Raw genomic sequence first — 13305 nt, 5'->3', positions numbered from 1 at the left:
AATCAAGTGGACATAACATAAAAATTGTTTCTAAAATCCAGCATCTGCTCATTTCAGGTTTAGGTGGTAATATGCTATCGATTCGTGATTTAGTTCAAAAGGCATTGACAATTGGTTATCTAACCTTAGCCGCTGAAGAACAACTGCGGCAGCGTTTACAAAGCAAAACTTATGAACCAGACGAACTCAATGCCTTCATGAAGTTGCAACAAGCCGCAATGGAAGGAGATGTACGACAAGAATCTCGCGAACTGTTCCAATTGGAATTACGTTCCCAAACCCTTTAATTGATAACAGTTTAACTAACTTGCGTGAAATCGTAGGTTGAGTTGACGCGCCGAAACCCAATCAATAGTGCCACAGTTCAGATGCAGAAAATCCTGATTGCTCTCCTCAAGTGTAGGGTTTGCAGTTTTCGGCAACGGTGGTGACAGTATTATGCCATTGACTTGTCCAGTTTCTACCATCACCTTGGCACAAACAGGGAATGCATCCTTAAGTTAGTTTCCTTATCGTATTAATTAAAGAACAGGTTTTCACCCGGATAGATTACCGCTCAAGGATAGGAACAACAGGAAATTGTCGTTTTGGAGATAAAGAATCAATGTCAATTCTCAAGCAAGCATCAATCGCTGTACTGGGAACAGCATTCGTCACCCTAGGCACAGGAGAAGTCGCCAAAGCCATTGTTACTCCGGATGAGTCAGTTAATGCTTTGGTTGATCCTTTCGATTTTAGTGGCGTTGCCGCTCTAACAGAAGCTGGAAAATTTTATTGTAGTAGTTCACTTCTACCTGGAGGGTTACACCTGCTCACAGCTGCCCATTGTCTCATAAACCAAGATGGAGAATTTTATCCAGATACAGTGGGAAGTACGACAGCAATTTTTAATCTTGATAACGAGCCAATTTTTTCTTCAGATTTTGCGATTTTACCCAATACAAATGCAATGTTTGAGGAAATCGCCGTTACTGATTTTTTTGTGTTTCCAGATTTTAATACATTCTCTGTAGAAGGTGACATTGCTATATTAAAGCTGGCAAAACCAGCTCCCACAAGTATTGAACAATATGATATTTATCGAGGGTCAGATGAAATTAGTCAGATTTTTACAATAGTAGGATATGGCAATACTGGCATTGGCTCTGAAGGATTCGATGAATCATTATTTGATGGCAGGAAACGCTTTGGACAGAATCAATTTGATGCATTTATTGATATTTTTCAAGGTGCTTCTCAGCTACCTGAAGAGTTCTTTCCTAAAGATACTACAAGCCAGTTGTTGTTTGATTTTGACAACGGCAATCCGGAAAATGATGCCTTTGGTGTCCACTTTGGTATCCATGACTTAGGGTTAGGATTCAACGAAGTTACTCCAGGACCAGGTGATTCAGGAGGACCCTCATTCCTCCTCGACGACGAAGGGAACAAGTTGATTGCCGGAATTACCTCTTTTGGTTTTTCTGACGTTTGGGATACTGATGGAGATGGCATTATTAACATTCGCCTGTTCCCAGACAATCCAATTACAGATGTTGTCATTGAAGGAGTCGCTAATGCTAGTTTCGGTGAATTTGCTGGTGTTACACGAGTATCCACTTATGCCAGTTTCATCGATGATGTGATGGCGGGTAAAGTTCGCCCTACGGCTTCGGTGCCAGAACCCTCTTCTATTTTGGGGATTCTTATCTTTGGTACTTGGGGAGCAAATACTCTGCGGAAACGCAAGAATAAGCAATAATCATGGACTTTAATCAACAACTTGATTTCTTGATCTGTTGAGATACTAAAAAATCAACTTATATCTGCATTACTCTTAAATGCCTAACTTCTATAAAAAGTTGGGTATTTTACTTTGTCAAAACCTTACATATAACAGGTATTTGTCTAAATTAATTAGCTAAATTTTGTCCTATTAAACCTGTACTTATAACCCTTAAGATTATTAATAGAGCAGAATTAAAGCAAAAATGAAAAGATTATCTTTTCAAAACCCAAGATAGCTTTAAGTTCCCAAATGCTCGATGCCAAACTACAAGAGGAAAAATATCATGTCTAACATCAATCAATTTTTGACCAATAAAGTCGCCATTACGGGCTCCAAAACAACAGTCTTTGCCCGACCTATCCAAGAGGAAAAAGCAAAAGAGTTATCCGACCAACAATTGGAGACTGTTGCCGGGGGTCTATTTTTCTGGTGGTACAAGTGAAGCTGTTATGACATTTTAATTGGTATACAGCTTAATCGCTTTAAAAGCGACTGAATTTTTGCAAAAGCAGAGGGTAGTTTATACCCTCTTTTTCTAGTTATTCACATTTGTTGAAAATTTCAACCCTAAAAAACATCCTATTTCACCGAAAAACAATACTACTCAATCAGACTAGATTACGATTAGTATTAATGTAGTAGGACGCCAATAGATAGAACAGTCTATCTTTTGTAATACAAGAGTCCTTATAAACCAAAAAAACAACGGAGAAAAGTAAATGTCTAACATCAATCCATTTTCTGCCAAGATGTCTGAATCTCAAACTCAGCAACAGTCGTTGTCATTAACAATGGGAGGAAAAAGCTTAGATGAAATCCAAGCCATGAAATCTACCCAAAATTTGACAGCTAGCCTTGGGGCGGAAGAACTATCTGATGAACAGTTGAAAACTATAGCTGGTGGTTCATCTTATCCTTATTGGATTGCCTTTTGGTAACCGAAATTTAGCCAAATTTAAACGAACACAATTAACGTATCTACGCAATCTATAACGGTAAGGTAATGATACGTTATGAGCCGCTAACAATGGACTATAGCTTAATGCATAATCCTGACCCTAACTAGATTGTAATTAACACTCCCCCGACCTCAAATCGGGGGATTCTTCTGAATCAATCATGCTGACTCAAAAACACACGCTATTTCAAAAAAAATTGCTAGAGCGTTTATAATTTTCTGAAAAATAAGCCAAGTTAGGGAAGTCGGCAGTTCCAGAAAATGATCGGCTTTTATTTTGTGTAATTTATTTTTTAAATCAATATATTTATTCAAATAAATATCCTATTTTACCAAAAAATAGTACTACTCAATTAGAATAGATTGCGATTAGTATTAATGGAGTAGGACACCAAAAAATAGACTGTTCTATTTTTTGTAATAAAAGAGTCCTCATAACCCGCAAAAATAACGGAGAAAATCAAATGCCTAACATCAATCCATTTTTTGCCAAGATGTCTGAATCTAAAACTCAGCCACAATCGTTGTCATTAACAACGGGAGGAAAAAACTTAGATGAAGTCCAAGCCATGAAATCTACCCAAAATTTGACGGCTAGCCTTGGGGCGGAAGAACTATCCGATGAACAGTTGGAAACCGTATCTGGTGGATGGTATATTGCAAAACCGCAGTTCAGTAAATACCCTTATACGCTGTTCTGAAGCCCAGACTCCTTCAAGATTTTCGGGTCAAAAAACTAAATGCATAACAGCTTAGTCCTGACACTAACCAGATTGTAATTAACACTCCCCCGACGTCAAATCGGGGGATGCTTCTGAATCAATCATGCTAACTCAAAAACAAACTCTATTTCGAGAAAAATCTCTAGAACGTTTATCCTCTCCCGAACGGCTAGACCAACTTATGGAAGTCGTCAACCCCAAAAGTTGGCTTCCTTTACTCTCCTTAACCTCTTTAGTCGCCGCTGCGGGATTCTGGAGTATTTACGGACGCATTCCCATCACGATTGAAGGGCGCGGTGTCTTGGTTTACCCTAGCAACGTTGTCCCACTTCAATCCAAAAATTCCGGGCAATTATCCGATTTAACTGTCGAAGTAGGAGATACCGTTAAAAAAGGTCAAATTCTGGGAACTATTAACCAAACTGAACTCCAAAAACAACTCCAACAGCAACGAACTAAACTCGCCCAACTCCAGTCCCAAAACCAAGCCGTTAGTTCACTGCAAGCCCTGCGAATTGAACAGGAAAAACACTCGATTCAACAGCAACGCCAATACCTCCAGCAACGGATTCAGGAACTCCAATCCTTAACCCCATTACTTAAAACTACCAGTAATGAATCTCTGAAACAACAACGCCAAAGCCTGCAACAAAGCTTACAGCAAGTTCAGGGGATGACTCCTATTTATCAACAGAGATTAGACATCCGTCAGCAACTTTTTGCCGAACGAGTGATTACTCATGATGTTCTGCTGGATGCTCAAGTGCAAGTTCAAGAGAACCAGGATACCATCTCTAAACTCCAAACCCAGTTAACAGAACTCGATGTTACAGCAACCGAGCAAGAAAAAGCCTATCGTGATAACCTAAGTACTATTACTAACTTGCGATCGCAACTCCAAGCCCTCGAGAGTCGCCAAGCCAATCTCGCCCAAGAAGACTTAGAAGCCGTCACCCTGCGCCAGAAAGAAATTCAAGCGGTTCAGCGCGACATTGCCCAACTGGAAGTACAATTAAATGAGAATAGCCAAATTATCAGCCCCCACAGCGGACGCATTGTCGAACTCGCGGTTAATCCTGGACAAGTGGTCAACCCTGGAACCCGTTTGGCAACCCTAGACGCGGCACATCCCGACAGCGAAATGGTGGGAATTACCTATTTCTCCGTTGGCGACGGCAAAAAAATTAAACCCGGTATGACGCTACAAATCACACCCCAAACCGTGAAGCGGGAACGCTTTGGCGGTATCGTCGGTACCGTTAAAGATATTTCCACCTTTCCCATCACCCAAGCCGCCGCCGCGAAGGTTGTCGGTAATCCAGAAATCGTCGCCGATTTGGTATCCAATCAGCCAGCAGGACTGATGCAAGTTGTCGCTGACCTCCATCCTGATTCTACAACATTTAGTGGTTACAAATGGTCATCTTCTAAAGGACCTGAACTCAACATCTCTTCGGGAACCACCACCACCGTTCGCGTGACGATAGAAGAACGAGCGCCAATTACGTTTATTCTACCGATTCTTAGGTCGAGTAGTGGCATTTATTAAAGAGAGTAATGGTGTGGCACACCTTATTTGATGAATTAACCATTAGCCCCGAAACCGTAGGTTAGCACCGACGTGCATCCGTGTCAACTTAAGGTCGAAAACCAATGCTGGCAAGGTTTTACACCGTGTCTATCTATTCCTCAACATTTCCCCCTCATCCCCTAACCCCTTCTCCACCCCCCTCGTTCCCCCCTACAAGAGGGGGGAGGACAGCAGATGCTTCGCTTTTGTTGCACGGGAGAAGGGGGATCGGATGCTCTTGCTCCCCTCTCCCCGGCGTGGGAGAGGGGCTGGGGGTGAGGGGTTAACCTTAAGTTGACACCAATGACCGACGTGCGCCCGATTCAATGGTGAAATCTATTCCACAATCTTAGCTGTATCAAGCCAGTAGGGGGATAAGAGGGGATGAGGGTATGAGGTCAATTGTAGGGGCGGGTTTAGCCATTTAATGTTGATATTGACCGATAACCTCTCAACAAAACCCGCCCTGATGGGAATCTTACTGTTACTGTGCCACACCATGACAAAGGTGACATAATCCCGACGTAAACGAGGGTGGCAGTTTTCGGTAAGGGCAATCACCGGATTGTGTAATTAATCTGTCCCCTTCTTACCATAACCTTGGCAGAAACTGGGACTGCATCGAAAAATTTATTGGCTTATTGTTTTAATTAAAGCCCAGTGATGAGTTATCCATCTGGCAACCGATTCGATAACCCAGGGTGAGACTGGTAGCCTATAAAATTGGAATCATGACGACTGTATTCGTGACATTCATTACCCCTTTTCAATCCCTTAAAAAACGGCTAAAACGTCGCCATAGGCGGGTAAAAACGCCCACACTTTTGCAAATGGAAGCCGGGGAATGTGGTGCGGCTGCTTTGGGTATTATTTTAAGTTACTATGGTCGCATCGTCCCCCTACCTGAATTGCGGCAAACCTGTGGTGTGTCTCGCGATGGTAGTAAAGCGGCGAATATTCTTAAAGCGGCTAGACTCTATGGACTCGACGCCCAAGGCTATAAACAGGAAATCCAAGACCTTCCAGATTTGCGCCCGCCTTATATTATTTTTTGGAATTTCAATCACTTTTTAGTTGTAGAAGGAATTGGTAAGCGACAGGTTTACGTAAATGACCCGGGTACAGGTCCACGAACGGTGTCTTTCTCGGAATTTGATGCCAGTTATACAGGTATCGTCCTGGTGATGACACCCAATTCTGATTTTGTCAAAGGGGGGCGCAAATTTAGCACAATTCTCGCCTTGTGGGAACGGCTACAAGGTACAGTGGGCGCTTTAATGTACTGCATAGTGGCAGGATTTTTATTGACCCTCGTGGGCATGGCAATTCCCGTCTTTAGCCAAATCTTTGTTGATGAAATCTTGATTCAGGGACGCCAACAATGGCTGCGTCCGTTACTTATTGGTGTAGGAATTACAGCGATTCTGCAAGGACTGTTGACTCAGCTACGCTTGCGGTATTTGCGCCGCCTGAAGGTGAAACTGTCTGTGGGAATGTCCAGTCGCTTTCTCTGGCATATCCTGCGCTTACCGGTTGATTTTTATGCCCAACGATTTGCTGGAGAAATTACTTATCGTAGTCGTCTCAATGACCAAGTGGCGGAGGTGCTGTCGGGACGGTTGACGACGACGGTAATTGATGCCGTGATGGTGATTTTTTATGGGCTAGTCATGGTACAGTATGACCCAATTATGACGGGAATTGTTGTTGGTTTTGCGGCGGTGAATGTTTTTATCTTACAGTCCGTCTCCCGGAAACGCAAAGATGCGAATCAACGCTTAATTCAAGAGCATGGTAAGGCAGCGGGGGCGTCTATTGCGGCGCTTCAAAGTATTGAGACGGTTAAAGCTTCGGGTTTAGAGTCCGATGTATTTTCTCGTTGGGCGGGGTACTATACGAAAGCGATTAATTCTCAGCAGGAATTGGATGTTACTAATCAGATTTTCTCGGTATTACCCACCGTTTTATCAGCGCTTTCGTCCCTAGTTTTATTAGTGGTTGGCGGGTGGCGGGTGATGGATGGATATCTGAGTATAGGGATGCTGGTGGCATTTCAAGGGTTAATGCAGAGCTTTTTGTTGCCTGTGAATAATTTAGTCAGTTTTGCTAGTATGCTTCAGGAACTGGAGGGGAATTTAATTCGCCTTGATGATGTTTTGTGTAACCCAATTGACCCCCAGGTTGCGCCAAAACCTGCTAAGTTCAAGAGTCAATATCCCAAGTTACAAGGTTATGTTGAGTTACAGGCGATTACGTTTGGCTACAGCCGAGTTGATCCCCCCCTGATTGAAAACTTTAGTCTCAAGGTTTTACCGGGACAGCGCATTGCTTTGGTGGGTAGTAGTGGTTCGGGAAAATCTACTCTGGCTAAACTGATCAGTGGACTGTATCAACCCTGGTCAGGAGATATTTATTTTGATGGTCAACTTAGAACTGAAATACCGGATCAAGTTCTCACTCATTCTGTAGCAATGGTTGAGCAGACGATTCAGTTATTTGGTGGCACGGTTCGGGATAATTTGACCCTCTGGAATCCCACAATCCCGGAAACAAATCTTGTTCGCGCTTGTCAGGATGCGGTTATTGATGATGTGATTGTCTCGCTACCTGGAGGATATGATGCTCAATTGATCGCAAATGCGGCTAATTTAAGTGGCGGTCAACGGCAGCGGTTGGAAATTGCTAGAGCGTTGGTGAATAATCCCTCTATTTTGATTATGGATGAAGCGACGAGTGCTTTGGATGCTGAAACGGAACGGATGATTGACGAGAATCTGCGGCGGCGTGGCTGTACTTGTTTGATTGTGGCACACCGATTAAGTACGATTCGAGATTGTGATCAAATTATTGTTTTGGAACGGGGAAAGGTTGTGCAACAAGGGACTCATCAAGATTTGTGGCAGGTGGAGGGTGTGTATTCAACCTTGATTCAAAATCAATAAGTTGGTCATTGGTCATTTGTCATTGGTCATTTGTCATTGGTCATTTGTCATTGGTCATTTGTCATTGGTCATTTGTCATTGGTCATTTGTCATTGGTCATTTGTAAAGGGTTCCTTCGCAACGCTTTTTGGGCAGGATGTATCTGTAGGGGCGGGTTTCACAACTATCTTTTTGGTTGCAACTAAATGCGACTAAACCCGCCCCTTTTGCCGAGTTTATGACTTGAATTTATTCAACCGTTAACTTTAAAATCAATTTACTTCAAAACCCATGATTTCACCAACCATTCGAGAATTACCGGGACAAGTTTACAAAATTAACGGAAATCAGCCATTCTTATTAGATGACCCGCAGACGGTTTGGCTGGTGCAGTCGGGTTCTGTTGCCCTATTTGCCGTTAAGGTAAACCAAGGTGTGATAGAAGGAATTCGGCGTTATCTATTTAGTTGTGACTCTGGCGCGGCACTTTTTGGCACCGCTTCTGGGTCTTTTCGCCAGTTGTTGGTTGTACCGATTGGGGAGACCGAGCTGCTAAAATTGGACGGGACATGGTTTCGCCAGTTAATTACCACGGGGGATGATAACGTCAGGAACTGGATAGCGGGTTGGCTTCAACAGGTTTATACGGTATACTGCGATCGCGAAACCGAGAGCCGATGTCAGGGAGTTGCCGAAATTACGTCTAAACCTGATGCGCTGGTGGAAACGTTATCCCAGGTTCATGGTCAGTTATTTGACCAGATTCAGCGCCAGGAAGAACGCGAGTACCGCGAACACCAGCAACGCCTGGAAGCCGAGGAATGTCTGAATCGTCAGGTAAATGCCCAAGCCATCGGGGAATTGGCATCAACCTTGGCAACCCCAGCCACCTCCGATTCCCTGAACCCTTCACCCTTGTTAGTGGCGGCGGGTGCAGTGGGAAAAGCGTTGGGTGTCCCCATCCGCCCTGGGAGTCAATCGGAAGATGTCCAGCGGCTGAGGGAACCGTTGGAGGCGATTATGCGAGCCTCTCGGATTCAGATGCGGCGGGTGTTGTTGCGAGAGGATTGGTGGAAAAAGGATTGTGGGGCTTTAGTTGCCTACAGACAGTGTGATAATCAGCTTGTTGTGCTGTTGCCCAGGAAAGCCACGGGCTATGATATCTTTGACCCCGTGCTGGGGACTCGTACAGCGGTAACTGCCCGGAATGCCTCAACCTTGACGGCTTTTGCCTGGATGTTTTATCGGACGCTGCCGGATAAGGTGCTGACGGCGTGGGATGTCTTGCAGTTTAGCATAAAGGGGCGGGTTCAGGACTTGCCCATGGTTCTTGGCACCGGTATAGCCGCAACGGTGTTGGGTATGCTGACGCCTCAAGCTACGGCTATTTTAATGGATCAGGCGATTCCGAATAGCGATCGCACTTTATTATGGCAAGTTGGGGCGGGACTGTTGGTGGCGGCGATGGGAATGGCGTTGTTTCTGTTTGCTCAAGGGTTGGCGCTGCTGCGAGTGGAAACGGTGGCTGATACCTCTACCCAAGCGGCTGTCTGGGAGCGATTGCTGAATTTACCGGTCTATTTTTTCCGCCGCTACAGTGCGGGGAACTTACAGTCTCGTGTCGCCTCCATTAGTCAAATCCGCCGCCAACTCGGTGGTACGACGGTGATTCATTTTATTGGCGCTGGGTTGGCATTGCTGAATTTGGCGCTGTTATTTTACTATAGTGTACCATTGGCTTGGGTGGCGGTTGTCGTGGCGGTGGTAGCAATTGCCTTGACTCTCATCGCGAGTTCCTTGCTGGTGGGTAAAACCTATCGACTGCTAACCCTGCAGGGGACAATTTTCGGACAGACGGTGCAGTTGATTAACGGTATGGCAAAACTCCGCATCGCCGGTGCCCAAGGGCGGGCGTTTGCGACGTGGAGTAACAACTATAGTCGCCAAGTGAAGCTGAATCTGAGTACGCAGCAGATTAAGGATAGTGTGACGCTGTTCAATACGGTCATGCCTACCCTAGCATCGGGATTACTGTTTGGGTTGACGATGCAACGGCTGGAGGCGGCGGAAACCCCAGGGAATGTGGGACTCTCCATTGGCACGTTTTTGGCGTTCAACACTGCATTTGGCACGTTTATTAAAGGGGTTACGGATTTAAGTAACACAACGCTGGACGTTTTGCAAGTGATTCCCCAATGGCAACGTCTCCAGCCGATTGTCGAGACGAGACCTGAGGTGAGTTTAAGCAAGGCAGATCCTGGTAAACTGATGGGTAGAATTAGGGTGAATCAGGTGAGCTTCCGCTACCGGGATGATGCTCCCCTGATCCTGGATAATTTGAGTATTCATGCCGAACCTGGGGAATTTATTGCCATTGTCGGGCGTTCTGGGAGTGGGAAATCGACGCTGTTTCGATTATTGCTGGGATTTGAAACCCCGGAGTCGGGAACGATTGATTATGATGGTCAAGCCTTATCGGGGCTAGATATTAACGCCGTGCGCCGACAGTTGGGTGTGGTGCTGCAAAATGGTCGGATTTTGTCCGGGAGCATTTTTGAGAACATTGCCAGTGGGGTTCAAATTACGTTGGATGAAGCCTGGGACGCGGCGCGGATGGCGGGGTTAGCGGATGATATTGCAGCAATGCCGATGGAAATGCATACGGTAATTAGTGAGGGGGGCGGGAATTTGTCGGGGGGACAACAGCAACGGTTATTGATAGCCAGGGCGTTGGTCTTGAAACCGCGAATTTTACTCTTTGATGAGGCGACCAGTGCGTTAGATAATCGCACTCAAGGGATTGTCAGTGCAAGTTTGGATCAGTTACAGGTGACTCGGCTAGTGATTGCCCATCGACTCAGCACGATTCGCCATGCTCACCGTATCTATGTTATTGAAGGGGGGCGGATCGTGCAACAGGGAACGTTTGAGGAGTTGGCGGCGGTGGAGGGGTTATTTGCTCAGTTGATGGTTCGGCAAATGGTTTAGGGCTGGTGGGGAGATGGGGGGAGCTGGGGGAGTAGGGGGAGTAGGGGGAGCTGGGGGAGATAGGGAAGTTAACTCAAAACTCTACCTTTTTCCCATTCCCTATTCCCCATTCCCCATTCCCTAACAAATGACGAATGACGAATGACGAATGACCAATGACGAATGACACTTATCAGCTTAAATTCTGCAATTGTTCTTCTAAAATCATCCGCGTCACGGCGTCCACAAATTCTAAAGATAGGGTTTTTCCCAATGCAGCGGCTTGTTTCATCCCTGCAATTAGGCTGCGAATTCCTTCGGCTTTAATTACGTTGACGGATAGTAAATCTACAATCACGGTATCCGTTGCTAATTCTAAGGCTTGTTCTAGAGACTTCCTAAACGCGGGACTGCGAGAACTATCTAGACAACCACTGGGTCTGAGTACTACGGTGCTGGGTCGTAGGGTTGAGGGAGTAGTGGGTTTAAATTGCATCATATATTTGGCTGAATGGTTGAGTTGGGTTTAAATTATTAGGATTCATTTGATAATTACAATAAACAACTCGTTGAGGTAAGGGATTAAGGTTTTCTACCAGGTTGAATGCCAGGTTGAGAACCAGTAATTACAGGATTTAGCCATGGCTATTGCAGTTTTCGGCAAGTCGGTTAACACAATTGTGTCAGGAAGTTGGCAGAAGAGGGGGGTGTCTAATCCAGCTCTTTTTTTTATTGTGTTAAGTAATGAACGCTGTTGAAAGCCGGAAACGCAGGAAGCCAGGGAGTTGAGGAGACAAAAGCCATGCACATTCATTGGAAGAAGCTCGTTTTTACTACCACACTCTGGCTAGTCACGGAAATTATTCTCAACCTTTTAGGACTTGATAATTTAGCTGATTACAGTGAATTTGTGTTTGGGCGAAACGGGAATCTAGGACAGTCTTTGAATTCAGCCTTGATGATTCTGATTCGTTAAATACTTTGTTAATTTTACCTGTTTTTTTAGGGTTTAAGCAAGATGATGACCACCTTTTTACACCACCCAAACCGCCGCAGTACGGATAAAAAAGTTACGCCTATGGTTGTTCGTGCATCGCTGATTCCGCCAGGGTTACGGGAGAGTTTGATTAATCAGGCGATCGCGCCCTTTGATTGTACGGATGAGGATGTCCGTAAGGCTTGTCAGTTATTCTGTCAACGCAATAATTTGAAGGGGGAAGATGAATTCCAAGCGTGGTTAAAGCGTTGTGGGATGGGTCAGACTGAATTAGAAGCGGTGTTCAAGCAGCGGATTCGATTGGAAATGTTTAAACAAGCCACTTGGGGACATCAATTGGAGTATTATTTCCGTCAGCGGAAACGAGAGTTAGATCGAGTGGTTTATTCCTGTTTAAGGACGAGAGAGTTTGCGGTGGCGTTTCAACTTTATTTGAGTCTGAAGAAAGGGGAACAAATCTTTGCTGAATTGGCTCGTGAATTTTCTCAAGGGTCAGAGGCGAAATGGGGGGGATTGATTGGTCCGGTTGAGTTGGGTAGTCTGAGTCCTAATTTAGCGGGATTACTTCGCAGTAGTCAATCGGGTCAAGTTTGGTCGCCTCAACCGGCAAGAGATGGGTATACTGTTGTCCGATTAGAGAAGTTGATTCCAGCACAGTTGAATGAAGCGATGCGCCAGCGGTTGCTGAATGAATTGTTTGAGGCGTGGTTATATGAGCAGTTGAATCAAGCAGGATTGACGTGAAAGGATGCTTCGCTTTTGTTTTATGGGAGAAGGGGAACTGTTAAGGGAAGTCTAGAAACCTGGGTCGGGGCGGGTTTAGTCACATCTGGATGAAACCGACAAGATAGTCGTGAAACCCGCCCCTACACAATCTCCCACTCTCCCACTCAAAACTTACCTCCCTTCGTTACGCCACATACTGTGAAAGTTAGTTAAATAAAGACGTTTTTGGTATCACGCAAAGGAAAGCAACATGGTTCCCCTCTTGCTCCCCTCTCCCGTGCAAAAAAAGCGAAGCATCCTCTGTCATCCCCCCTCTTGTAGGGGGGAACGAGGGGGGTCGGGAGAGGGGCTGGGGGTGAGGGGGTTGTGGCTTAAGTTGAGTGGTGTTGTTATTTTATACCTGTGGGTATTGGTGTGGGAAAATTGGGTTATTGAGGTGGATTTTATTCGTAGCTACTTTTTTTGTCAAACTATGGGATAATTCGGTTTATAGTATAAAAATCTATATCAACAGGGCTTGGTTCCCTTAATTTGTGTCAACTCAACCTTGCTGGTTTGCCCACTGTTGGTTTTGGGGTTATTTGGTAGTATCCGATACCTAAGCTGTCATGCATTTAAATTGGGTATTAGTAGCGAGCAAGATGCTCAATGTAGCGAGCAAGATGCAAAGCCTGCG

11 protein-coding genes are annotated in these 13305 nt (G+C 45.0%); 10 read left to right on the top strand and 1 reads right to left on the bottom strand.

All coding sequences use genetic code 11. The features are described from left to right. Positions 1-71 precede the first annotated feature (71 nt). The 8 genes from RID53_RS29930 to RID53_RS29895 all read left to right on the top strand — a co-directional run bounded on the left by RID53_RS29930 (position 72) and on the right by RID53_RS29895 (position 10927). A complete protein-coding gene (locus RID53_RS29930; RefSeq protein ID WP_446358732.1) occupies positions 72-287 on the top strand; it encodes a hypothetical protein in 216 nt (71 codons plus the stop codon). A 317-nt stretch (positions 288-604) separates the two neighbouring features. Next, complete coding sequence (locus RID53_RS29925; RefSeq protein WP_446391561.1) at positions 605-1741, top strand: trypsin-like serine protease; 1137 nt, start codon at positions 605-607, stop codon at positions 1739-1741. A gap of 310 nt (positions 1742-2051) precedes the next feature. Then, a complete protein-coding gene (locus RID53_RS29920; protein ID WP_446391560.1) occupies positions 2052-2210 on the top strand; it encodes a hypothetical protein in 159 nt (52 codons plus the stop codon). Positions 2211-2487: 277 nt separating this feature from the next. Continuing rightward, a complete protein-coding gene (locus RID53_RS29915) occupies positions 2488-2706 on the top strand; it encodes a hypothetical protein (RefSeq protein WP_446391559.1) in 219 nt (72 codons plus the stop codon). 484 nt (positions 2707-3190) lie between these two features. Continuing rightward, positions 3191-3427 carry a bacteriocin gene (locus RID53_RS29910; protein ID WP_446391558.1) on the top strand — a complete coding sequence of 79 codons (237 nt, stop codon included), beginning with the start codon at positions 3191-3193 and terminating at the stop codon, positions 3425-3427. A gap of 124 nt (positions 3428-3551) precedes the next feature. Next, positions 3552-4997 carry an NHLP bacteriocin system secretion protein gene (locus RID53_RS29905; RefSeq protein ID WP_446391557.1) on the top strand — a complete coding sequence of 482 codons (1446 nt, stop codon included), beginning with the start codon at positions 3552-3554 and terminating at the stop codon, positions 4995-4997. Positions 4998-5749: 752 nt separating this feature from the next. After that, the gene (locus tag RID53_RS29900; RefSeq protein ID WP_446391556.1) at positions 5750-7960 is read left to right on the top strand and encodes an NHLP family bacteriocin export ABC transporter peptidase/permease/ATPase subunit; all 2211 of its coding nucleotides are present in this window, start codon (positions 5750-5752) and stop codon (positions 7958-7960) included. A 270-nt stretch (positions 7961-8230) separates the two neighbouring features. Beyond that, a complete protein-coding gene (locus tag RID53_RS29895; protein WP_446391555.1) occupies positions 8231-10927 on the top strand; it encodes an NHLP bacteriocin export ABC transporter permease/ATPase subunit in 2697 nt (898 codons plus the stop codon). A gap of 172 nt (positions 10928-11099) precedes the next feature. On the opposite strand, the gene RID53_RS29890 is transcribed toward RID53_RS29895, so the two are convergent. Then, positions 11100-11402 (bottom strand): STAS domain-containing protein, encoded by a 303-nt coding sequence (locus RID53_RS29890; RefSeq protein WP_446391554.1) that lies wholly within the window; start codon positions 11400-11402, stop codon positions 11100-11102. A 306-nt stretch (positions 11403-11708) separates the two neighbouring features. On the opposite strand from RID53_RS29890, the gene RID53_RS29885 reads away from it, so the two are divergent. Together RID53_RS29885 and RID53_RS29880 are read left to right on the top strand one after the other, a co-directional pair. Continuing rightward, a complete protein-coding gene (locus RID53_RS29885; protein ID WP_446391553.1) occupies positions 11709-11882 on the top strand; it encodes a hypothetical protein in 174 nt (57 codons plus the stop codon). A gap of 42 nt (positions 11883-11924) precedes the next feature. Beyond that, positions 11925-12647 carry a peptidylprolyl isomerase gene (locus RID53_RS29880; RefSeq protein WP_446391552.1) on the top strand — a complete coding sequence of 241 codons (723 nt, stop codon included), beginning with the start codon at positions 11925-11927 and terminating at the stop codon, positions 12645-12647. Positions 12648-13305: the final 658 nt, after the last annotated feature.

Origin of the sequence: Coleofasciculus sp. B1-GNL1-01, assembly GCF_040220235.1 — a bacterium.
GTDB lineage: Bacteria > Cyanobacteriota > Cyanobacteriia > Cyanobacteriales > Coleofasciculaceae > Coleofasciculus.
The sequence above is the reverse complement of the archived record's forward strand: the minus strand, read 5'-3'. Positions and strand labels throughout refer to the sequence as shown.

Excerpts from the sequence above, each read along its gene's own strand:
- RID53_RS29930 (WP_446358732.1), top strand. The coding sequence starts at position 72 with ATGCTATCGATTCGTGATTTAGTTCAAAAGGCATTGACAATTGGTTAT.
- RID53_RS29900 (WP_446391556.1), top strand. The coding sequence starts at position 5,750 with ATGACGACTGTATTCGTGACATTCATTACCCCTTTTCAATCCCTTAAA.
- RID53_RS29890 (WP_446391554.1), bottom strand. The coding sequence starts at position 11,402 with ATGCAATTTAAACCCACTACTCCCTCAACCCTACGACCCAGCACCGTA.
- RID53_RS29880 (WP_446391552.1), top strand. The coding sequence starts at position 11,925 with ATGATGACCACCTTTTTACACCACCCAAACCGCCGCAGTACGGATAAA.
- RID53_RS29885 (WP_446391553.1), top strand. The coding sequence starts at position 11,709 with ATGCACATTCATTGGAAGAAGCTCGTTTTTACTACCACACTCTGGCTA.
- RID53_RS29915 (WP_446391559.1), top strand. The coding sequence starts at position 2,488 with ATGTCTAACATCAATCCATTTTCTGCCAAGATGTCTGAATCTCAAACT.
- RID53_RS29895 (WP_446391555.1), top strand. The coding sequence starts at position 8,231 with ATGATTTCACCAACCATTCGAGAATTACCGGGACAAGTTTACAAAATT.
- RID53_RS29910 (WP_446391558.1), top strand. The coding sequence starts at position 3,191 with ATGCCTAACATCAATCCATTTTTTGCCAAGATGTCTGAATCTAAAACT.
- RID53_RS29920 (WP_446391560.1), top strand. The coding sequence starts at position 2,052 with ATGTCTAACATCAATCAATTTTTGACCAATAAAGTCGCCATTACGGGC.
- RID53_RS29905 (WP_446391557.1), top strand. The coding sequence starts at position 3,552 with ATGCTAACTCAAAAACAAACTCTATTTCGAGAAAAATCTCTAGAACGT.
- RID53_RS29925 (WP_446391561.1), top strand. The coding sequence starts at position 605 with ATGTCAATTCTCAAGCAAGCATCAATCGCTGTACTGGGAACAGCATTC.